Source organism: Blastococcus sp. TF02A-35 (genome assembly GCF_004571075.1).
GTDB lineage: Bacteria > Actinomycetota > Actinomycetes > Mycobacteriales > Geodermatophilaceae > Blastococcus.
Map to the genome: position 1 here is coordinate 1 of NZ_SPQP01000028.1, position 20,990 is coordinate 20,990.

Annotated in this window: 21 protein-coding genes; 6 read left to right on the plus strand and 15 right to left on the minus strand. The window is 73.5% G+C overall.

Translation table 11 applies throughout. The annotated features are described in order from the left end of the window. A partial coding sequence (locus tag E4P43_RS13640; protein ID WP_135146008.1) for a hypothetical protein occupies nucleotides 1–233 on the minus strand: 233 nt, incomplete at its 3' end. Nucleotides 234–362: 129 nt separating this feature from the next. Here E4P43_RS13640 and E4P43_RS13645 point away from each other — a divergent pair. Then, the gene (locus tag E4P43_RS13645) at nucleotides 363–1,823 is read left to right on the plus strand and encodes an MDR family MFS transporter (RefSeq protein ID WP_245159126.1); all 1,461 of its coding nucleotides are present in this window, start codon (nucleotides 363–365) and stop codon (nucleotides 1,821–1,823) included. A 7-nt stretch (nucleotides 1,824–1,830) separates the two neighbouring features. Here E4P43_RS13645 and E4P43_RS13650 read toward each other — a convergent pair whose 3' ends face one another. Beyond that, nucleotides 1,831–2,040: a hypothetical protein gene (locus E4P43_RS13650; protein WP_135146009.1), complete on the minus strand. Its 210-nt coding sequence runs from the start codon at nucleotides 2,038–2,040 to the stop codon at nucleotides 1,831–1,833. A gap of 197 nt (nucleotides 2,041–2,237) precedes the next feature. Between E4P43_RS13650 and E4P43_RS13655 the strand changes: the two genes are divergently transcribed. Next, entirely contained in the window at nucleotides 2,238–3,179 is a 942-nt protein-coding gene (locus tag E4P43_RS13655; RefSeq protein WP_135146010.1) for a hypothetical protein, read from the plus strand. Between the two features lie 14 nt (nucleotides 3,180–3,193). Here the strand turns inward: E4P43_RS13655 and purU are convergent, their stop codons facing one another. After that, nucleotides 3,194–4,066 (minus strand): formyltetrahydrofolate deformylase, encoded by an 873-nt coding sequence (purU, locus tag E4P43_RS13660; RefSeq protein ID WP_135146011.1) that lies wholly within the window; start codon nucleotides 4,064–4,066, stop codon nucleotides 3,194–3,196. Nucleotides 4,067–4,383: 317 nt separating this feature from the next. On the opposite strand from purU, the gene E4P43_RS13665 reads away from it, so the two are divergent. Continuing rightward, nucleotides 4,384–5,013, plus strand: coding sequence for a hypothetical protein (locus E4P43_RS13665; protein WP_245159127.1), 630 nt, complete (start codon nucleotides 4,384–4,386; stop codon nucleotides 5,011–5,013). 19 nt (nucleotides 5,014–5,032) lie between these two features. Here the strand turns inward: E4P43_RS13665 and E4P43_RS13670 are convergent, their stop codons facing one another. The 12 genes from E4P43_RS13670 to E4P43_RS13725 all read right to left on the minus strand — a co-directional run bounded on the left by E4P43_RS13670 (nucleotide 5,033) and on the right by E4P43_RS13725 (nucleotide 16,579). Then, complete coding sequence (locus tag E4P43_RS13670; RefSeq protein ID WP_135146012.1) at nucleotides 5,033–6,052, minus strand: amidohydrolase family protein; 1,020 nt, start codon at nucleotides 6,050–6,052, stop codon at nucleotides 5,033–5,035. Then, nucleotides 6,049–6,828 carry an NAD(P)-dependent oxidoreductase gene (locus E4P43_RS13675; RefSeq protein ID WP_135146013.1) on the minus strand — a complete coding sequence of 260 codons (780 nt, stop codon included), beginning with the start codon at nucleotides 6,826–6,828 and terminating at the stop codon, nucleotides 6,049–6,051. The genes E4P43_RS13670 and E4P43_RS13675 overlap by 4 nt, the downstream gene beginning before the upstream one ends. Next, nucleotides 6,825–7,787, minus strand: a complete 963-nt coding sequence (locus tag E4P43_RS13680) for a VOC family protein (protein WP_135146014.1) — start codon at nucleotides 7,785–7,787, stop codon at nucleotides 6,825–6,827. Before E4P43_RS13680 ends, E4P43_RS13675 begins: the two co-directional genes overlap by 4 nt. Nucleotides 7,788–7,815: 28 nt before the next feature. Next, nucleotides 7,816–8,895: a 4-oxalomesaconate tautomerase gene (locus E4P43_RS13685; protein ID WP_135146015.1), complete on the minus strand. Its 1,080-nt coding sequence runs from the start codon at nucleotides 8,893–8,895 to the stop codon at nucleotides 7,816–7,818. Further along, a complete protein-coding gene (locus E4P43_RS13690; RefSeq protein ID WP_135146016.1) occupies nucleotides 8,895–9,596 on the minus strand; it encodes a 4-carboxy-4-hydroxy-2-oxoadipate aldolase/oxaloacetate decarboxylase in 702 nt (233 codons plus the stop codon). Before E4P43_RS13690 ends, E4P43_RS13685 begins: the two co-directional genes overlap by 1 nt. After that, a complete protein-coding gene (locus E4P43_RS13695) occupies nucleotides 9,593–10,243 on the minus strand; it encodes a GntR family transcriptional regulator (protein WP_135146017.1) in 651 nt (216 codons plus the stop codon). The genes E4P43_RS13690 and E4P43_RS13695 overlap by 4 nt, the downstream gene beginning before the upstream one ends. 178 nt (nucleotides 10,244–10,421) lie before the next feature. Beyond that, the gene (locus E4P43_RS13700) at nucleotides 10,422–11,684 is read right to left on the minus strand and encodes an ABC transporter substrate-binding protein (RefSeq protein WP_135146018.1); all 1,263 of its coding nucleotides are present in this window, start codon (nucleotides 11,682–11,684) and stop codon (nucleotides 10,422–10,424) included. Further along, nucleotides 11,681–12,808 (minus strand): branched-chain amino acid ABC transporter permease, encoded by a 1,128-nt coding sequence (locus E4P43_RS13705; RefSeq protein WP_135146019.1) that lies wholly within the window; start codon nucleotides 12,806–12,808, stop codon nucleotides 11,681–11,683. The genes E4P43_RS13700 and E4P43_RS13705 overlap by 4 nt, the downstream gene beginning before the upstream one ends. Then, nucleotides 12,808–13,689, minus strand: a complete 882-nt coding sequence (locus E4P43_RS13710) for a branched-chain amino acid ABC transporter permease (RefSeq protein ID WP_135146020.1) — start codon at nucleotides 13,687–13,689, stop codon at nucleotides 12,808–12,810. Before E4P43_RS13710 ends, E4P43_RS13705 begins: the two co-directional genes overlap by 1 nt. A gap of 1 nt (nucleotide 13,690) precedes the next feature. Next, nucleotides 13,691–14,401, minus strand: a complete 711-nt coding sequence (locus E4P43_RS13715) for an ABC transporter ATP-binding protein (protein WP_135146021.1) — start codon at nucleotides 14,399–14,401, stop codon at nucleotides 13,691–13,693. Continuing rightward, entirely contained in the window at nucleotides 14,388–15,170 is a 783-nt protein-coding gene (locus E4P43_RS13720) for an ABC transporter ATP-binding protein (RefSeq protein ID WP_135146022.1), read from the minus strand. Before E4P43_RS13720 ends, E4P43_RS13715 begins: the two co-directional genes overlap by 14 nt. A 185-nt stretch (nucleotides 15,171–15,355) precedes the next feature. Then, the gene (locus tag E4P43_RS13725; protein ID WP_135146023.1) at nucleotides 15,356–16,579 is read right to left on the minus strand and encodes an MFS transporter; all 1,224 of its coding nucleotides are present in this window, start codon (nucleotides 16,577–16,579) and stop codon (nucleotides 15,356–15,358) included. A 382-nt stretch (nucleotides 16,580–16,961) separates the two neighbouring features. Between E4P43_RS13725 and E4P43_RS13730 the strand changes: the two genes are divergently transcribed. From E4P43_RS13730 to E4P43_RS13740, 3 genes are all read left to right on the plus strand, one after another. Beyond that, complete coding sequence (locus E4P43_RS13730; RefSeq protein WP_135146024.1) at nucleotides 16,962–18,362, plus strand: aminomethyltransferase family protein; 1,401 nt, start codon at nucleotides 16,962–16,964, stop codon at nucleotides 18,360–18,362. 228 nt (nucleotides 18,363–18,590) lie between these two features. Further along, nucleotides 18,591–20,210 (plus strand): histidine kinase, encoded by a 1,620-nt coding sequence (locus tag E4P43_RS13735; RefSeq protein ID WP_135146025.1) that lies wholly within the window; start codon nucleotides 18,591–18,593, stop codon nucleotides 20,208–20,210. Continuing rightward, entirely contained in the window at nucleotides 20,207–20,869 is a 663-nt protein-coding gene (locus E4P43_RS13740; protein WP_135146026.1) for a response regulator transcription factor, read from the plus strand. Before E4P43_RS13735 ends, E4P43_RS13740 begins: the two co-directional genes overlap by 4 nt. Nucleotides 20,870–20,990 lie beyond the last annotated feature (121 nt).

Genomic DNA, 20,990 nt, shown 5'->3' on the forward strand with positions numbered 1-20,990 from the left:
GGCGGAGCGGGCGCGGGCCGTGCGGCGGTGGCGCGCCGCACCGCCGGGCCGTGCGCGAGCCGCTCGTGCGCCAGGTAGTGCTGGAGGTTCTCCTGCGCCGGCCGGCGCCCGCGGGCCGCGAGGTCGTGCTGCGCCTCGCGCTGGGCGGCGAGCTTCTCCGCCTCGGTCATCTCGACCGGGTCCCACCGGTGGGACCCCCGGGCAGGCTGCGGCGCACCGCTGGTGACGGTCATGGCGACTCCTCTCCTCGCCGCGTGCCGCCAGCCTGGCCCGTCCGCGCGCCGCCGGACAGGGCCGCAGGTCACCACCCGGGGACCACCTCCCCTCGGCACGGGTGTCCTTAGCCGTTCTAACCTCGTGCGGTGAGTTCCGGTGAGGGTGCAGCGGCGGGTGTCGGCTTCCGGTCCGAGCGGGGCCCGGTGCTCATCGGCGTCATGCTCTCCACCGGGCTCGTGGCGATCGACTCCACGATCATCGCCACCGCGGTGCCCTCGATCGTGGACAGCCTGGGCGGCTTCGCGGAGTTCCCGTGGCTGTTCTCCGTCTACCTGCTCGCCCAGGCGGTCACCGTCCCCGTCTACGGCAAGCTCGCCGACGTCTTCGGCCGCAAGCCGGTGATGCTCTTCGGCATCGGGCTGTTCCTGCTCGGCTCGGTGCTGTGCGGCCTGGCCTGGAACATGGGCGCGCTCATCGCGTTCCGCGCGATCCAGGGGCTGGGGGCCGGCGCGGTCCAGCCCATGTCCATGACGATCGTCGGCGACCTCTACTCCCTGGAGGAGCGGGCCAAGGTCCAGGGGTACATCGCCAGCGTCTGGGCGATCTCCTCGGTCGTCGGCCCCACCCTCGGCGGGGTCTTCTCCGAGTACGTCAGCTGGCGCTGGATCTTCTTCGTCAACATCCCGCTGTGCCTGGTCGCCGCCGCCATGATCGGCCTGCGGTTCCACGAGCGCGTCGACCGCCGCCGGCCCCGCATCGACTACGCCGGCGCGACGGTCCTCACGACCGGCCTGACGCTGCTCATCCTCGGGCTGCTCGAGGGCGGGCAGGCGTGGGCGTGGGCGTCGGCGCCGAGCATCGCCGTCCTCGCCTCCGGGGTCGTGCTGCTGGCGGTGTTCGTGCTCGTCGAGCGCCGGGCGGCCGACCCGGTCGTCCCGCTGCACCTGCTGCGGCGCCGGCTGCTGGTGGCCACCAACCTGGTGGCCGCGTGCGTCGGGGCGATCCTGCTCGGGCTGACCTCCTACGTGCCGACCTTCGTGCAGGAGGTGCTGGGCACCGGCCCGCTCGTGGCCGGCTTCGCCCTGGCCGCCCTCACGCTGGGCTGGCCGATCTCGGCGTCCCTGTCCGGCCGGGTCTACCTGCGGATCGGCATCCGGTCCACCGCGCTGCTCGGCGGCGTCGTCGTCGTGCTCGGCGCCGGGCTGCTCCTGCTGCTCGACGGCTCCTCGAGCGTGCTCCAGGTGGGGGCGACGTCCTTCGTGATCGGCCTGGGCATGGGGTTCACGGCGGCACCCACCCTCATCGCCGCGCAGTCGGCGGCCCGGTGGCAGGAGCGGGGCGTGGTCACCGGGGCCAACATGTTCTTCCGCTCGGCGGGCAGTGCGGTCGGCGTCGCCGTCTTCGGGGCGCTGGTCAACGCGCGCCTCGGTGGCGCGGCCGCGGAGAGCGCCGGGGTCTCCCCCACCGCGCTCACCGCGGCGGTCCACCTGGTCTTCGTGGCGACCGCGGTGCTCGCCGTGGCCATGCTCGCCGCCGTGCTGCTCATGCCGCGCGACCGCGGACGTGCGCAGGCGGCGGAGCCGGTGGAGGCCGTACCGGCGGGGTGAGCCGCGGCTAGGGCCGGTCCTCGCCGTGCGGCGCCCGGGAGGCCAGCCAGGCCTCCCAGTCCCGGCGGCTCCCCCGGCCGATGCCGGCGACGAGGGCCACCGCGACGAGGAGCGCGACCACGGCCACCAGCGCCACCACGACGGCGACGGTCTCCCACTCGAACAGCGGGGAGACCGTCATGCCGCCCGGCTGCGGCGGGGTCGGAACCTGTTCCACCGGGCCAGGATGCGCGCGACGGATGCCCCCGAAACGCCGTCGGAGGGCACCTCACCCGGTCGGGTCAGGCTCCCCACGGACCACGCCGCCCGCACCCGCCCCTTCCGGGTGAGGGGGCCCGGCGGAGCGGCGGCACCGGCCGGCCGGCCGCCGTAGCGTCCCCCTTTCCTTGGACGGGACTGCGCGGGGAGACACGGATGAGCACCCGAACGACGGCCCGGGACACGGACGTCCCGGCGGTGGACGGGCCGGTGCCCGGCCCCCTCCACGAGACGCCGAAGGTCTCCGGCGACCTGGGCACCGTGCTGCAGTCCGCCCCGATGTTCCGCCGGGCGCTCGCCGGCTACGACCGGTTCGAGGTCGACACCTACGTGCGGTGGGCCGAGGAGGAGCTGGCCACCGCCGAGCGGGAGCACGAGCACCTCATGGTGCGGCACCTGAACACCGTGGCCGCCCTGGACGACGCGCGCCGGCTGCTGGACCACTCCAGCGGCGGGCGCGAGCTGCTCGGGACCTCCGAGCGGATCGGGACGCTGCTCGCCGTCGCCGCCGACGAGGCCGACGGCATCCGTGCCGACGCCGAGGCCGAGCGGGCCGCGGCCGCCGAGGCCGCCGCCCGCCTGTCGGCCGAGGCCGCCCGGGCGCTGGCCGCCGCGGAGGACGAGGCGTCGCGCCGGCTCGCCGCGGCAGCGGCCGAGGCCGCCACCCTGGTCGCCGACGCCCGGCAGGTCCTCGCCGACGCCGAGCAGGCCGGCGCGGAGCTCCGCGCGGAGGCCGAGCGCCACCTCACCGGGGCGCGGCTCACCGCACGGGTCGCCGAGGAGGACGCCGACCTGCTCCGGCAGCAGGCCGCCGAGCAGGCCCTGGCCGCGCACCTCCAGGCGCGCGACGAGGTCGTCCGGCTGCTGCACACCGGCCGCGAGCAGCGGCGCCGCGCCGACGAGGAGGCCGCCGCCGAGCGGTCACGCCTCGACGACGAGGCGGCGGCCCGTCGCGCCGCGCTGCTCACCGAGGTCGAGGCGCTCGAGGACCGGCTGGCCGGGCTGCGCGCCGAGGCCGCCCGGGGCACCGTCCCGCCGGCCGCTGCCGGCCGGGGCCGGGGGCTGCGCCTCCCGCGCCGGCGGCCCCGCGAGGGCTGACGCCCCGCCGGGCCTCACTCGAAGACGACGGTCCGGCTGCCGTGGATGACCACGCGGTTCTCGGTGTGCCAGCGCACGGCGTGCGCCAGCGCCCGGGTCTCCGCCTCCCGGCCCCGCGCGGCGAGCGCCTCGGGGTCCAGGGCGTGGTCGACGCGGAGCATCTCCTGCTCGATGATCGGCCCCTCGTCGAGGTCGGCCGTCACGTAGTGGGCGGTGGCACCGATGAACTTCACGCCCCGCGCGTGCGCCTGGTGGTAGGGCCGCGCGCCCTTGAAGCTCGGCAGCATCGAGTGGTGGATGTTGATCGCCCGGCCCTCGAGGTGCCGGCACAGGTCGTCGCTGAGGATCTGCATGTAGCGGGCGAGGACCACCAGCTGCACACCCTCCTCGCGGACGATGTCCAGCAGCGCCGCCTCCGCCTCGGCCTTGGTCTCGCGGGTGACCGGGATGTGGCGGAACGGGACGCCGTAGAAGTCGGCGATGTTCTGCAGGTCCGGGTGGTTGGAGACCACGGCGACGACGTCGAGGTTGAGCTCCCCGATCGAGTTGCGGAACAGCAGGTCGTTGAGGCAGTGCGCGTACTTGCTGACCATGATCAGCACGCGCTGGCGCTCGGCGGCGTCGGCCAGGCGCCAGTTCATGCCGAACTCCTGGGCGGTGTCCTCGAAGGCCGCGCAGAGGGCCGGGAAGTCCAGCGGGCCGCCGTCGAGGTCGGCGAACTCGACGCGCATGTAGAACATGCCGCTGGTCGGGCTGTCGAACTGGTGGCTCTCCAGGATCGTGCAGTGCTGCTGCATCAGGAACCCCGACACCGCGTGCACGATCCCGGCGGCGTCCTGGCAGGAGAGCACCAGGACACCGTGCTGTGCGCCCGCGAGCCGCGTCATCGTGTCTCCTCCAGAGGTCGCCGTGTGTCGCTCCGCCGAGGCGCCGGACCGGGTCGCTCGCCGGCGTCCGTCCGAAACGTATGCAGCGATCGAGTGTGACGGATGCCGCAGATGACGTCTCGTGGACGGCTGGTGCTGCCGCCCCGCCCGCGACAATCGACGTAGGCCGCACCGAGGCGTCCGTAGCGGCCCGCCAGGGGCAGCCGTCCCCTCTCCGCCCGTCCCCGCTCACCGCCCTTGCCGCCGGACCGGCCGGCGCGCAGGCTGTGCCGCACCGCCCTGCCCGGGGCACCGACGACGCCGCACCCGGAGGACCCATGGCCCGCATGCTCGCCCGCTCGACGACCATCCACGGCGACCGGGCGTCGGTCGACGCCGGCATCGCCTACGTGCGCGACGAGGTCATGCCGCAGGTGCGCGCGATGGAGGGCTGCGTGGGGCTGTCCATGCTCGCCGACCGGACCTCGGGCCACTGCATCGTCACGACGTCGTGGGCCGACGAGGCCGCGCTGCGCGCGAGCGAGGACGGCGTCCGGGCGCTGGCCCAGCACACGGTCTCGACGCTCGGCGGCACGCCGGAGCTGCAGGAGTGGGAGGTGGCCGCCATGCACCGGGTGCACGAGCCGCACCCCGCCGCGGCGGCCCGCGTGACCTGGCTGCGCACCGACCCCGCGTCGGTCGACCGCGCCGTCGACGCCGTCCGCCTCTCGCTGATGCCGAAACTGGAGGACCTGCCCGGCTTCTGCGGGCTCAGCGTCATGGTGCGGCGCGAGGAGGGGCTCACCGTCGCCTCGGTCTCCTACGACACCGCCGAGGACCTCGCCGCGGCAGCCGAGGGCGCCCGGGAGTTCCGGGAGGACTTCGCCCCCACCATGGGCATCCGGGCCGTGGGCACCGAAGAGTTCGAGGTGGCCATCGCCCACCTGCGGGTGCCCGAGACGATCTGAGCCGCCCCGGGCACCCGGGTCACCCGAGCCGGGTCGCCAGCCGCGGGTAGACCCGCTGCACGTTGTGCTCGAACACGTCCGCGCGGGCGCGCTCGTCCAGGCGCCCGGCCTCGAACGCGGCGTCGATGTAGCGGCGGGTGTCGTCGTAGTGGTGCCCGGTCCGCTCGTCGATGCCGCGCACGGCGCCCACCATCTCCGAGCCGAACAGGATGTTGGGGGTGTCGACGACGTCCAGCAGGAGGTCGATGCCCGGCTGGTGGTAGACGCAGGTGTCGAAGAAGACGTTGCCCATGACGTTGGACTCCACCGGCGGCTGCCCGAGCATGTCGGCCAGGCCCCGGTAGCGGCCCCAGTGGTAGGGCACCGCTCCCCCGCCGTGCGGGATGACCAGCCGCAGCTCCGGCAGGTCGCCGAACAGGTTCCCCTGGACCAGCTGCATGAACGCCGTCGTGTCCGCGCTGATGTAGTAGGCGCCCGTGGCGTGGAAGAACGGGGTCGCCGAGCCCGAGACGTGCACCATGGCCGGCACGTCGAGCTCGACCATCGCCTCGTAGAACGGGTACCAGCTGCGGTCGGTCAGCGACGGCGAGGTCCAGTGCCCGCCGCTGGGGTCGGGGTTGAGGTTGCAGCCGACGAAGCCCAGCTCCTCCACGCAGCGGCGCAGCTCGGCGACCGACCCCTCGATCGGCGCCCCGGGAGACTGCGGCAGCTGGCAGACCCCGATGAACCGGTCCGGGTACAGCGTGGTCACCCGGTGGACCAAGTCGTTGCTGCGGCGGGCCCACTCCAGGCTGACCGACTCGTCGCCGACGTGGTGGGCCATGGTCGAGGCGCGCGGGGAGAACAGCGTGACGTCGATGCCGCGCTCGTCCATCAGACGCAGCTGGCTGCCCTCGATGGTCTCCCGGATCTCGTCGTCGCTGATCGTCGGGTAGGCCGGTGGCGTGGTCCCCGCCTCCCAGGCCTTCACCTGCTCCTCGCGCCAGGCGGTGTGCGCCGCCGGGGCGGTGGTGTAGTGGCCGTGGCAGTCGATGATCACGTCGTCCCCTCCTGGGCGTCGCGCAGCTCGGCGAGCAGGTCGCGGGCGGCGGCCGCCACCCGGGGGGCCACCCCCAGCTCGGTCAGCTGCTCGGTGGCCGCGGCCATCTCGTCGGCCCGCCGGCGGGCGTGCCGGTGGGTCCCCTCGACCAGCCGGTCGATGGTGCGGTCGTCGAAGCCGGCGAGCTCGTCGCTGATGTTGCCGCGCAGCCAGTCCGCGCAGCCGGCGGCCTCGCCCGCGGCCATGGCCTCGACCACGGCGGCGGCCAGCCCCTTGTAGAAGACGCTGCGCAGCAGCTTGCGCGAGATCGCCTCCCCGACGGGGCCGGGCTGCACCGTGACCTGGGCGCCCAGGGGGGACATGACCTCGGCGTACCGCTGGGCGGCCGGGCCCGAGACGAGCATCGGCGTGCGCAGCCCCTTGCCGGGGACCGGCGCCATGAGGGCGACGTCGACGACGTCGACCCCCTCCCCCGCCGCCTCGGCGACGGCCACCTTCACACCGGGCGAGGCGGTGTTCAGCTCGGCCCAGACCGTCCCGGGCCGCAGCCCGGGCAGGGCGTTGGTCAGCGCGGTCAGCGCGTCGTGCGAGCTGTTCACGCTGAGCACGACGTCGGCGTCGGCCACCGCCTCGGCCTCGCTGGCCCGCGGGTCCACGCCGTCGACGACGACCCCCTTGGGGTCGTAGCCGCGGACGTCGGCGCCGGCGGCGACCAGGTCCGCGGCGATCTCCGAGCCCGCCTCGCCCAGCCCGAGGAGGGCGATCCGGGCGCTCACCCGGCCGAGCCCGGCTGCTCGACCGGCGGCGTGCCGTGGGTGTGGAACGTGGAGATCGTCTGCAGCCCCCAGGCCTGGCCCTTCGCCCGCTCCGCGGCGTTCCAGTCGATGGTCTTCCAGTCCGGCGCGAGCACGAGGCGGGCACCCGGGTTGTCCAGCTCGATGCGGTTGCCGGCCGGGTCCCAGACGTAGAGGAAGAAGCTCTGCTGGATCGTGTGCTTGTGCGGGCCGGTCTCGATGTGGATGCCGTGCTCCAGCGCCAGGTCCGCCGCCCGGATGACGTCGTCGCGGCTGTCGACGGCGAAGGACAGGTGGTGCAGCCGGCCGGAGGTGCCGGTGTTGTCCCGCGTCCAGACCGCGTCGTAGCCCTTGTTCGTGAAGGTCGTCCAGCTGCCGGCCACGCCGTCGTCGAGCACGATCTGCTCGGTGACCATCCCGCCGAGCACGTCGACGGCGAAGTCGCGGTTGGCCACGGGGTCGACCCCCAGGTAGTTGATGTGGTCGATCCGGCGCACGCTCACGCCCCGGCCCGGGTAGGCCTGCGCCTGGTTCTTCAGCGCCGGCTTCAGGTCCCCCTCGGGCCGGTACCAGTCGGTCTCGTGGTAGACGCCCATCTCGTGGCCGTCGGGGTCGGTGAAGACGTAGACCGGGCCGTAGCCGGGGTCGCCGTCCTGCCATCCCTTGCCCAGCCCGGTGGCCTCGATCGCGGCGACCCGGCGCTGCAGCGCCTCGGGCGTGCTGGCGCGGAAGTTGGTCCGGCCGACGCCGGGCCGGGGCGCGGCGGTGAGCTTGATCGTGGCGTTCTCGTAGTCGTCCCACGCACGCAGGAAGACCGAGTCGCCGTCGCGGCCGTTCTCGGTCATGCCGAGGTAGCGCACGTAGAAGTCCAGGCACTCGTCGGGCTTGTCGGTCAGCAGCTCGACGTGGGCGAGGTGCGCGATGTCGTGCAGGGGTGGCACGGGGGTCTCCTCCGGTCGGGGCGGCGGTTCAGGCGCGGGGGTAGGCGGTGCCGTCGAACAGCTTGCGGGCGGTCCGCACGACGCCGGAGCGGACGACCCGCGGCGGGGTGACCGAGCCGTCGACGACGACGTCGACCACCAGGTGGCCGGTCGGGTGCTCGACGTCGACCCGCGAGGTGTCGGACGGCCAGGCGGCGGTGAGCTCGTGCCCGACGGCGCCGGGCAGCAGCATCCCGGTGACGACGCTGACCGCGCCGAGCACGCCGATGGAGCTGTGCGGCTGCACCGGGATGAAGGAGCGGGTGCACACCTGGCCGCCGTCGCGCGGGGCGGACAGCAGGACGGTCTTGGGCACCGAGGCGGCGGAGACGTCGCCCATGCCCATCAGCTCGGCGGCCTTGCGGCGGAAGGCGTCGACCCGCTCCAGCAGCTCGGCGTCGGCGGCCAGCTCCTCGTGCGGCTCGGCACCGGTGAGGCCGAAGGCCTCGGCGAGGACCAGCACGACCGGCATGCCGTTGTCGACGCAGGTCACCTCGATGCCCTCGACGGTGTCCCGGACGTTGCCGGTCGGGAGCAGCGCACCGGTCGTCGAGCCCTCGGTGTCGGTGAAGGCGAGCACGATGGGCGCCGCGGTGCCCGGGACGCCGGCGATCGCCACGTCCCCGCGGTACTCGACCCGGCCGCCCGGCGTCGGGAAGGTGGCGACGGCGACGCTGTCGGAGTTGACCATGCGGATGCGCACGCTGGTCTCGCCGTCCTGCGCCGGGACCAGCCCGCGCTCGACGGCGAACGGGCCGATGCCCGACAGCATGTTCCCGCAGTTCTGCCGGTCGCTGACCGTCGCCTCGTCCACGCCGAGCTGCAGGAACAGGTAGTCCACGTCGACGTCGGGGTCGTTGGACGGCGAGACGACCGCGACCTTGCTGGTGAGCGTGGTGGACCCGCCGAGCCCGTCGATCTGCCGCGGGTCGGGCGTGCCCATGAGCCGCAGGAGGAGGTCGTCCCGCTCGGCCGGGTCGGCCGGCAGGTCGGCGGCCTCGAAGAACAGCCCGCGCGAGGTGCCGCCGCGCAGCATCGTGCAGCGGACGCCGGTGGCCTCGTAGTCCATCACCGCTCCCCGGCGAGGTCCTCGTAGGAGACGTACTCGATGCCGAAGGCCGGCAGCCGCTCGCGCAGCCCGTAGCGGTCCAGGCCCAGCTCGCCCTGCTCGAAGGCCGCGCGGCTGGCGGCCTCCTTGTCGATCCGCGCCTGGCCGGCCGTCAGCGCCCGCTGCACGTCCTCGCGCGGCACGACCATCACGCCGTCGTCGTCGGCCAGGACCACGTCTCCGGGCCGGACGGTCTGGCCGCCGAGCACGATCGGCACGTTCACGGCGCCGGCGGTGGCCTTGACCGACCCCTGCGCGCTGACGGCGCGCGACCAGGCCGGGAAGCCCATCTCCTGGAGCTCGCGCACGTCGCGGACACCGCAGCCCAGGACCACGCCGCGCACGCCCCGGTGGGCCAGCGCGGTGGCGAACAGCTCGCCGAACAGCCCGTCGGTGGAGGGCGAGTTGGTGGCCACGACCAGCACGTCGCCGGGGCGGCACTGCTCCACGGCCACGTGGATCATCAGGTTGTCGCCGGGCCAGCACAGCACCGTGACCGCGGTGCCGCCGATGCGGGCGCCCGGCCAGGCGGGGCGGAGCTCGGGGCCGAGGTAGCCGACGCGGCCGAGGGCCTCGTGCACGGTGGCGACGCCGAGCTCGCCGAGCCGGGCGGCGTCCGCCGGGTCGGCGCGCGGCGGGTCGGTGACGACGACGTTCCTCATGCTGCTCCTCCGGAGGGGCTGGGCTCGGACAACGCGGTGATGACGCCGCGGAGGTGGTCGCTGGCGGCGGCCTCGGCCCGCTCCGGGTCGCGGTCGACGATCGCGCGGACCAGGTCGGTGAGCCCGCCGAGGCTCACGCGGGGGCGGCCGGGCCGCAGCGAGAGCTGGAACTGGTGGCGCACCAGCTGGGCCTGCAGCCGGCCGACCAGGTCCGCCGCGATGGGGTGGCGGGCTGCGTCGGCGACCAGGGCGTAGAGCTGGCGGATGAGCTCGGAGTACTTCTGCAGGTCACCGGAGTCGACGGCGGCGGTCATCGTGCCCAGGTGGGCCTGCAGCCGCTCGGCCTCGGCGTCGGTGATCCGCTCGGCGGCCTTGCGGGCGAGCAGGCCCTCGAGCGGGACGCGGCACTCGGTGATGGCGATCGCCTCCTCGGTGGAGACGACCCGCACGCGGGCGCCCTTGTTGCGGATCCGCTCGACGAGGCCCTCGGCGACCAGCGCGTCGATCGCCAGCCGGACCGCGCTGCGGCTGACGCCGATCAGCGCCACCATCTCCGCCTCCACCAGGCGGTATCCCGGCGGCATGTCACCGCGGGAGATGGCCTGCCGCAGGACCCGCTCCGCCGTCTGCTGATCGGGGGAACCCATGGCCGCACGCTAGCCCACCACCCAGCGATTGCCAACAATCCTGCCGACAATCCATGGGGATTCCGGCACCGACGGGTACCGGCCACTGCGGACCATCCTCGTCGACGGGCCCGGGGCCCGCCCAGCGGCCTCACCTGCGGGTTCGGCCCCGGACCTGCTGCGCACGGCCACGCGGGGATCACTCGAAGGACTCGACCGTGTCGTAGCCCCTGCCGTTGTACTTCTGGACGACCACGGTCGAGACCGCGGGCTGACCGGCCTCGGTGGTGGTCACCGACGTGTCGGGCAGCATGAGCGGCGCCTCGAAGCCCTCGATGGAGCGCAGCGCCTCCATGAAGCTGTCCCGGGTCGGCTCCTCCATCTCCGTGAAGGCCTGCTCCAGGGTCGCGCCGACCATCCAGCTCCACTGGCAGTGCGGGAACGCCGGCGGGTCCGGGTAGTTGCCGTACTCCTTGAGCGCGGAGAGGTAGGTCTGCACGTCCTCGTCCTGGGCGAACGCGGGGCTCTGCGGCGCCTTGGCGAACGAGACCGAGTAGACGCCGGGGAACGCCGCGCCGCCGCCGGGCTCGAGGATGGCGGTGGGGCTAGACGTGTTCGACGGCAGGAACCAGTTCGGCTTCCAGTTCAGCTGCTGCGCCTTCTGCAGCGCCGAGATCGTCAGCGGGGTCACCGACATCGCGTTGAAGATGACGTCGGCGCCGCTGTTGGCGAGCTCGGTGATCTGCGCGTCGACCGACGTGTCGGTCGCCTCGTAGGTGAGCTCCTGGACGACCTCGATGTTGTCCGCGCCCTCGATGGCCGACTTGAAGCCCTCGACGTAGCCCTCGCCGAAGTCGTCGTTCTGCGACAGGATCGCGACCTTGTGCTCCGCGCTGGAGCCGGCCAGCAGCTCGCCGAAGGCCTCGCCCTCGTTCTGGTAGATCGGCACGAAGCCGAGCTGCCAGGGGCTCTCGTCGGTGTCGCTGAAGATCGGGTCGCCGGTCATGATCAGCGCCTGCGGGACCTCGTCGGCGATCGCCGCCTCCCGCCAGGCGCGGTTGGTCGGCGTGCCCAGGCCCGCGGTCATCGCGAAGACGTCGCCCTTGAGCGAGTCGTAGTTCGCCGCCGCCTGCTGCGGGTCGTAGGTGTCGTCCAGCGCCTCGATCTCGACGGTGCGGGTCTTCCCGTCGCCGAACTCGATGCCGCCCTCGGCGTTCTTCATGCCGAAGTACGCGGTGACGCCGGCGACCGTGCAGGTGCCCGGGCCCGCGGTGGCACCGCTGAGCGGGGTGGTGATGCCGAGGGTGACCGAGTCATCGGTGATGCCGGGGCTGGGAGCCCCCTCCGCGGCGTCGCCGCTGCGACCGCTGTCCGCGCCACCGCCGCACGCGGTGAGCGTCAGCGCGAGCGCCGACACCGCGGCGATGCCGATCGCCTGACGCGATCCGAAGTGCCTGTTCATGCGGAACCTTGCCTCTCTGTCTCGGTTGGCTCCGCCGCGGTGCCCGACCCGGGGGTCGATGACGGAGTGGTCGGGGGTGCGGCGGAGCCGCGGCCGGCGGGAGAGCGCCGCAGCCCGCGCATCACGGCGCGGGGCAGCGACACGAGGCCGCCGGGGAGGACGAACAGCACGGCCAGGAGCAGCGCGCCCTGCAGCAGCGCCGTCAGGCTGGGGTCGATGGCGTTCGTGATGTCGGGGACGACCACGTAGAACACGCCGCCGAGGATCGATCCCACGATGCTGCCGGCGCCGCCGATCACCATCGCGACGAGCAGCTCGATCGAGTGCCCGAAGCTCATGGTCTCCGGCGACGTGTACTGGACGACGACCATGTACAGGAAGCCGCTCACGCCGCCGATGAGCGACGCGATGGTGAAGGCGAGCACCTTGTAGCGGTAGGGCGAGATGCCCATGGACGACGCCACGTTCTCGTTGCCCTTGACGATCGCGAAGGCCCGGCCGTACTTGCCGCGGACGAGGAAGTACGTCAGCAGGAACACGATCCCGCCGATGACCAGCACGAGGTAGAGCTGCCACTGGTCGTCGTAGAGCCCGCTGCCCTCCGGTGCCTCGACGAAGCGAGCGGACATGCCCTGCGAGCCGCCGGTGAAGTCGCTCAGCCGCTTGGCCAGCGGCACACCGACGATGGGCAGCGCGATGGTGACCATCGCGATCGCCAGCCCGCCCAGGCGTGCGGCGGCCAGTGCCACGAGCAGCCCTGCGACGGCGGGGATGAGACAGGTGAGCACGAAGACCAGGACGATGTTCCAGCCGCTCTGGACGCCGTAGGCGGTGACGTAGGCGCCGAGGCCGAGGAAGAAGATCTGGCCCAGCGAGACCTGCCCGGTGTAGCCCATCACCACGTTGAGCCCGAGCACCGCGACGGCGAAGACGCCGATGCGGGCGAGCGTGTCGTTGAAGGACTCCGTGCCGACGAGCGGCAGGACGGCGAGCCCGGCCAGGAGCAGCAGCGGGGCCCCCCAGCGCACCCAGGGCCGCTGCCGGAACGAGGAGGCCGACGACGGGGCGGCGGACGACGTCGGGGCGGACGCCGCCGGTGCGGACGTCTTCGAGGAGGAGGCCATCACACACGCACCACGGTCTTCCGGCCGAACAGGCCCTGGGGTCGGACGATGAGCACGACGAAGATGAGGATGAACGGCACCGCGACCTTCAGGTCGAAGCCGATGAAGCCGACGTAGACGGCGGCCAGGTTCTCGAGGACGCCGATCAGCCAGGCCGCGACGACGACGCCGACCGGGCTGGTGAGCCCGCCGAGGATGACGGCGGCCAGCGCGTACACGAGGGCGTTGTCGAGCATGCCCGGCGTCAGCGTGAGCTGCGGCGCGACGAGCGCTCCGGCCACGGCGCCGAGGACCGCGGCGATGCCCCAGCCGACCATCAGGAGGCGTTCGACCGGGAGCCCGGAGTACGCCGCCGACTGGGGGTTGATCGCGACGGCCCGCAACGCCAGCCCGAGCTTCGTGCCGACGAACAGCGCCTGCACCGCGACCATCGCCACGACGATCACCACCGTGGTCCCGATCGAGCGGACGCTGACCGAGACGCCCAGGACCGACACCGTGTCCAGCGGGAACAGCGACGGGAACTGCTGGTTGTTGTAGCCCCACAGCCAGCCGGCGATGCCGGTGACCAGGGTCAGCAGGCCGATCGTGACGACGACGGCGGTGTCGGGGTCACCGCGCTCGAACCGCCGCATCAGGAACCGCTCGAGCACGGCACCGAGCAGGAACGAGAAGAGGATCGACGCGAGGATGGCGAGGACGAGCGGCACGCCCTGGTTCGTCAGCACCCAGGCGACGTAGGCGGCCAGCACGGCCATGCCGCCCTGCGCGAAGTTGATCAGACCGGTCGCCGAGTGGACGAGCACGATCGCCAGCGCCAGCGCGGCGTAGACCGACCCGGTGGACAGGCCGTCGACGACCAGTTGGACGAATTTCTCCATGTCAGCCTCCCAGGTAAGCGCGACGGATCTCGTCCATGCCCTTGAGCTCGGCGGACGTGCCGGTGAGCACGCTCCGGCCGGTCTCCAGGACGGTCGCGCTGTCGACGAGCGTGAAGGCGAGGTTGGCGTTCTGCTCGACCACGACCATGGCGATCCCGGACTCCAGGCGCAGCCGCCGGATCGCGTCGTAGACGTTCTTCGCGGTGCTCGGCGCGAGGCCGAGCGAGGCCTCGTCCAGGAGCAGCATCCGCGGCTTGCTCATGATCGCCCGCGCCACGGCGAGCATCTGCTGCTCGCCGCCGGACAGGGCCGAGGCGTTCGACCTGATCCGGTCCTGCAGGTTCGGGAACAGGTCCAGGCAGTAGTCGATGTCCTCGTCGACGCCCTTGCGGTCCTTGCGCAGGTAGGCGCCGACCCGCAGGTTCTCGCGGACGGTCAGGTCACCGAAGGACCCGCGACCCTCCGGGACGTGCGCGATGCCGAGCGCGGCGACCTGGTCGGGCCGCATCCCGCTGATGTCCTTGCCGTCGAAGACGATCCGGCCTCCGGTGCGGACGGCACCGCTGATGGCGCGCAGCGTCGTGGTCTTGCCGGCGCCGTTCGCGCCGAGGATGCCGAAGGCCCCGTTCTCCGGGACGCTCAGCGAGACGCCGTCCAGCACCTGGACGGGCCCGTAGGACGCGGTGACGTCCTCCAGCTCAAGCAGCGTCATCCGCCGCGTCCTTTCCGATGTAGGCCTCGATGACCCGGGGGTCGGACTGCGCCTCGGCGGCCGTCCCCTCCATGAGCTTGGCGCCGTGGTCGAGCACGACGACCCGGTCGGTGAGGGCGGCGATGAGGCCCATGTGGTGCTCGACGATGACGACGGTGATGTCGTCCTCGGCGCGCAGCCGGCGCACGGTCGCGATCAGCGTCTCGACCTCGCTGTGCGGCAGGCCGGCGGCGGGCTCGTCGAGGAGCAGCAGCTTGGGCTTCATGAGCAGCGCGCGGCAGAGCTCCACGCCCTTGTGCAGCCCGTGCGACAGCTCGTCGGCCGGCAGGTGCGCGGCCCAGCCGAGACCGTTGCGCTCCAGGAGGTCGAGCGCCTCGGCGCGCAGCTGCTTCTCGGCACGCCGGGTCCGCGGCGAGCGCAGCGCCCACTCCAGCGCCCCACCCGGGAGGCGCGAGTGCGCGCCGAGCAGCACGTTCTCCAGCACGGTGGCGTGCAGCTGCAGCGCGGGGTGCTGGAACGTCCGGGCCAGCCCGTGCCGGGCCAGCGTCGCCGGGCGCGCGCCCTGCACCTCGGTGCCGTCGATCCGCACGGTGCCCGCGGTGGGCTTGTAGTGCCCGCTGATGCAGTTGAACAACGAGGTCTTGCCGGCACCGTTGGGCCCGACGAGGCCGAAGATCTGGCCCGGCTCGACGGTGAAGCTCACCTCCTGCAGCACTTTGATGCCGCCGAACTGCAGGCTCACGTCCTGCAGGGCCAGCTCAGCCGCCATTGACCGTCTCTCCCGCCGTCGGATCGGTTCGCCGCCCGGCCGTTCCTGCGGTGGTGCGCGTCACAGGCCGGGCTCGGGGACGGAACCTACGGACCCCCGGTGAGATTGACAACAATCTTGACGGGAAAGTTGTCGCGTCGTCACCGAGGACCGTCGCGCCCCGCCGGGAGCCCACGCCCGCCACGTCAGGCGATCCGCTCGCCACGGGGCAGCACCACCGCGGCCAGCGCGACGAGGCAGGCGAAGGACACCAGCAGCGCCGACTGCCCGGTCGGCCCCGCGGCCAGGGCCGTGCCCACCGCCACGACGACCGGCGGCCCGAGCAGCTGTCCCGCCGCCGACCCCTGGGTCAGCAGACCGATGGCCGCCCCGGCCGAGCGCGAGCCCGCAGACACGGCGGCCAGGCCGGCGAAGAGCGACGACGGCACCAGCCCGCCGACGAAGGAGAACGCGATCGCCGAGGCGACGCGGAGCGCCACCGGCAGCGCTGGGTCGAGGACGCCCCACACGGCGACGGCCATGCCTGCGCAGCCGGCCGGGACGACCCACCGCAGGGGCACACCCCGGTGCAGGAGGTAGGCGCCCAGGAAGTTGCCGGGCGCGCTGACCAGGAAGGCGATGGCGCCCAGCAGGCCGGCCGTGGCGACGGAGAGCCCCTCGTCGGCGACCAGCGACGCCGGCAGCAGGCCGACGACCGCCAGGAACTGCGCGGAGTAGAGACCGAAGGCCGCCGTGATCAGCAGGACCGACCGCGACCGGAAGGCCCCCAGGAACCCGCCGGCCGACGCCCGCGCACGCGTCCCGGTCGAGGGCACCCAGCGCAGGACGAGCCCGAGGACCACCGCGGCCAGGAACGCGTCGGCCACCGACGCCCCGCGCCACCCCCACAGCCCGATCGCCGGGGGCACCAGGAGGGCCGCCAGCCCGGACCCCACCGGCAGGTACGCGCCCCAGGCGCCGGCGACGAGCCGCCGGCGTGCCGGTGCGGCGACCTCCGAGAGCAGCGGCGGCGCCGCCAGGATGACCATCACCAGGCCCAGCCCCTCGGCCACCCGCGCGGCCAGGAGCCCGGCCAGGGAGTCGACCGCGGCCCCGCCCAGGTCGGCCAGGACGATCGCCAGCAGGCCGATCCGGACCTGGCGGCCGAAGCCCAGCGTCTGGCCCAGCCACCCGAGGAGGGCACCGCCGCCCGCCCCGAGCGCGCTGACCGTGGACAGGTACCAGGCCGCGGTCGTCGAGCTCAGCCCGAACTCGTCGGTGAGCACCGGCAGCGCGGCCGAGGCCCCGCCGATCTGCGCCGCGGCGACCACCCCGGCGGCCATCAGGCCGGCGACCGCGGTCCAGGACGTCCGGTCGGGACCGGTCGCGGCCGGGGCCCGGGCAGCCGGGCCCGTCGGACGACGCGCCATCGCCTCCCCCTCCGCGGTGTGTGTGCCGGGCCACTCTCACCGATGAGGCCGCTCCCGTCGCCCGAAACCGGCCGATGGCGCCGCGAATACGTCATATGACCCGGCTGTCCCGTCATCCGACGCACGCCGGGCAGCCGCAACGGTCGCCGCAGGGTGACGGATGGCTGTGTGCTCGGACACATGCGCCGCTCTAGGCTGCAGGCGACCGGATGACCCACTCGTTCGCGACGAGCCGGCGGGCCCCGTCCCGGGACGAGCAGGGCCTCACCCCACCCGGAGCCCGTCGTCCCCGGCCGGACGCCACCGCGAGCCGACCACCGGCCACCAGGCCCTGGGCCGGCCCCACCGGCCCGCAGAAGCGACACCCGATGAATGGACGGACATGACCGCGAAGAACCTCCAGGAACTCCTCGACCAGAGCGGCGACACGGTCGGGCTGCTGCGGAACTCCCAGCTGGGCGCCTACATCTACCCGGTGGTCCCCTCGGAGTTCACGAACTGGCGGCGGGAGCAGAAGGCGTGGCAGCAGACCGCCGTGCTCTTCGACCAGTCGCACCACATGTTCAACCTGTTCATCAAGGGCCCGGACGCGCTCAAGCTGATCTCCGACACCGGCATCAACAGCGTGGCCAACTTCCCGGTGAACATGGCCAAGCAGTTCGTCCCGGTCACCCCGGCCGGCAACGTCATCGGCGACGGCATCCTCTTCCACCTCGACGAGGACGAGTTCGTCTACGTCGGCCGCGCCCCCGGCGCCAGCTGGCTGCAGTTCCAGGGCGAGACCGGCGGCTACGACGTCGAGATCCGCAACGACCCCCGGTCCCCCTCGCGGCCCTACGGCAAGGCCGTGACCCGCGACCTGTGGCGCTTCCAGATCCAGGGCCCGAACGCCTGGCCCATCATCGAGAAGCTCAACGGCGGCACCGTCGAGCAGCTGAAGTTCTTCCGCATGGGCGAGATGACCATCGCCGGCGAGCGCGTCCGCACCCTGCGCCACGGCATGGCCGGCGCCCCGGGCCTGGAGATCTGGGGCCCGTACGAGAGCTACGACCGGATCCGCGAGGCCATCCTCGAGGCCGGCCGCGAGTTCGGGATGGAGCCGGTGGGCTCGCGCGCCTACTCGACCAACACCCTCGAGTCGGGCTGGATCCCCTCGCCGCTGCCGGCGATCTACACCGGTGAGGAGCTGCGCCCCTACCGCGAGTGGCTCGGCGCCGACAGCTACGAGGCCACCAACGCCATCGCCGGCAGCTTCGTGTCCGACGACATCGAGGACTACTACACCAACCCGTGGGAGCTGGGCTACGGCTCCTTCGTGAAGTTCGACCACGACTTCATCGGCCGGGACGCCCTCGAGGCCCTCGACAAGGACGCCCAGCGCCGCAAGGTGACGCTGGAGTGGAACTCCGACGACCTGGCCAAGCTGCTCTCCTCCCCTGTCGAGGGCGCGAAGTACCAGTTCTTCGACCTGCCGAACTCCAACTACGGGTCGTCGAACTTCGACAAGGTCATCGACGCCGACGGCACCGTCCTGGGCGTCTCGATGTTCACCGGCATCTCCGCCAACGAGCAGAAGGGCCTCTCGCTGGCCACCATCAGCCCCGACGTGCCGCACGGCGCCGAGGTGCGCGTGGTCTGGGGCGAGCCCGACGGCGGCAGCAAGAAGACCACCGTCGAGCCGCACGAGCAGTTCGAGGTGCGCGCCATCGTCAGCCCGGTCCCCTACGCCAAGATGGCGCGGGAGACCTACCAGGGCGGCTGGCGCACCACCGGCAAGGCCTGACACCAGGCCGGCCGCACCGTCTGATCGCTGATCCGGCACGGGCCGGGTCGCCCCCGCGGGTACCTCCGCGGCGGTGGCCCGGCCCTCGCCGTCCCGGCGGCCGGGCCGTCCCGGCGGAGGCACCCACGGACGAGGGACGTCGTCCCCGAGGGACCGGGAGCCGCTGAGCGGTGCGCCACAATGGTGGCGCCGGTCACCGGCGGGACCGGTGGTGAGAGGAGGAGCGGGATGCAGCTCGACGTGCGGTCCGCCGCGCAGGCGCCGCCTGCCGAGACGTTCCCGGCCGACGTGTTCGAGCACGCGCCGGAGGGGCTGGCCGTCATCGACGCCGACGCCCGCTTCGTGGAGGCCAACCCCGCCGCCCGCGCGCTGTGCGGCCTGCCGCCCGGCGCCGTCGCCGGTGTGCCCTCCCCCTTCCCCGCCCCCGGGGCCACCACCGTCGCCGGCAGCGCCGGTGAGGCCACCGTCGAGTGGCGGGCCGGGACCGAGCGACGCGAGTTCGCCTACCTGGTCGACCGGGTCCCCGGGCAGGACCGGTGGGTGGTGTCCTTCCGCGACGTCACCGTCAGCCGGCAGCACCAGCGGCGGCTGGCCGCGATCGCCAAGGCCGCCTCCAGCGTGGCGACCAAGCGCTCCCTGGTGGGGACGCTCGAGGCCCTGGCCCGCGAGGTGGCGCGCACCGACTCCCTCGCCGGCGTCCAGGTGCTCACCGTCAACTCGACCGGCGACCGGCTGCACGTGATGGGCGCTGCCGGGTTCGTCCGGACCCCGGACTTCTTCGACAAGCTCATGGAGTGCCGCGCCCGGGGCGCCCGGCTGGTCATGCTGGAGGCGCTGGAGAGCCGGACCCCCATCGTGGTCGGCGACCGCTACGAGGCGGTGATGCAGGACCCGGCCTGGGCCCCGCTGCACGAGATGATGGGCCGGCCCCGGTGGGGCTGGTTCGCCAGCGTCCCGCTGCTGGCCCGCGGGGAGCCGGTCGGGATCCTGAACGCCTTCTTCGCCCCGGGCCAGACGGTCGGCGACACCGAGCTGGAGTTCCTGCTCGCCATGGCCGAGCAGGCCGCGATGGCCGTCGACCACGCCGCGCTGCTGGAGCGCGAGCGGGACGTCGCCAGCCGCGAGGAGCGCCAGCGGCTCGCGCGCGACCTGCACGACTCGGTGGTCCAGCAGGTCTTCTCGATGATGATGCAGGCCCGGTCGCTCGGCGTGCTCGTGGAGCGCGGGCTGCCACCCGCTCCGGAGAAGGTCGCCCAGGTGGCCGACGACCTGAGCACCAGCGCCGAGGACGTGCTCGCCGACCTGCGCGGCATGGTGGTCGAGCTGCGCCCGGCCACCGGCACCGGGCGCGGCCTCGCCTCGGCGCTGCGCAGCCTGGTCGACACCACCGGCGCGCGGACCGGCCTGGACACCTCCCTGGAGGTGGACGACCCCGCCGGCGAGCTGGCCCGGCTGGACGCCGACCTCGTGGAGGACGTCTACCGGATCATCGCCGAGGCCGTGCACAACAGCGTGAAGCACGCGTCGGCGTCCACCATGCGCGTCCGCGTGGCGGTCACGCGGCACGGCAGCCGGCGGCGGCTGGTCGCCGAGGTGAGCGACGACGGCTGCGGCCTCGGCAACGCCGTCCCGGCGCACGGCGTCCCGGGTCCCGGCGTCCCGGGTCCCGGCGGCCGCGCACCTGCGGGCGGCTTCGGCATGACCGCGATGCGCGAGCGCGCCGCCCGCTGGGGCGGTGTCGTGCGGGTGCGCGGCCTGTCCCCCGGCGGGACCCGGGTGCACCTGACCCTGCCGCTGCTCCCCTCCCTGCCCACCGCCACCGCAACCCCCGAGGAGCCCGCCCCGTGACCGGTCCGCACCCGATCCGGGTCCTGGTGGTGGACGACCACGCGGTCGTGCGCCGCGGCGTGGTGGCCTACCTCGAGGCGCTCGAGGACGTCGACGTCGCCGGGGAGGCCGCCGACGGCCAGGGCGCGCTGGACTTCCTGGCCCGGGCCGCGTCCCTCGACGGCCTGCCCGACGTCGTCCTCATGGACCTGCAGATGCCCGGGATGGACGGCGTCACCGCGACCCAGGAGATCGTGCGCCGGTTCCCCGACGTCCGGGTCGTGATCCTCACCAGCTTCGGCGAGGTGGAGCGGGTGCACGCGGCTCTCGAGCGGGGTGCGTCGGGCTACCTCCTCAAGGACGCCGGCCCCGCGGAGGTGCACGCCGCGCTCCGGGCCGCCGTGCGCGACGAGGTGTTCCTCGACGCGGCGGTCACCCGCCGGCTCACCCAGGAGATCCGGGCGCCACGGACCGGCCTGGGCATCCTCACCGCGCGCGAGAAGGAGGTCCTCGTGCTGATCGCCGAGGGCCGGTCGAACAAGGACATCGCCCGGCACCTGGTCATCAGCGAGCGGACCGCGCGGACCCACGTCAGCCACCTGCTCACCAAGATGGGGCTCACCTCCCGCACGCAGGCGGCGCTGCTCGCCGTCAAGGAGGGCCTCGTCCAGCCGCAGTGACCGGTGCGTCAGATGTCGCGCCGCAGGGCCGACATCTGACCGCCGGCGGGCCGGTCAACCGGGCGATCCCGGTGCCCCCGCGCGCTCGTAGCGTTCCGCCCACGAGGCGCGCCACTCCCCT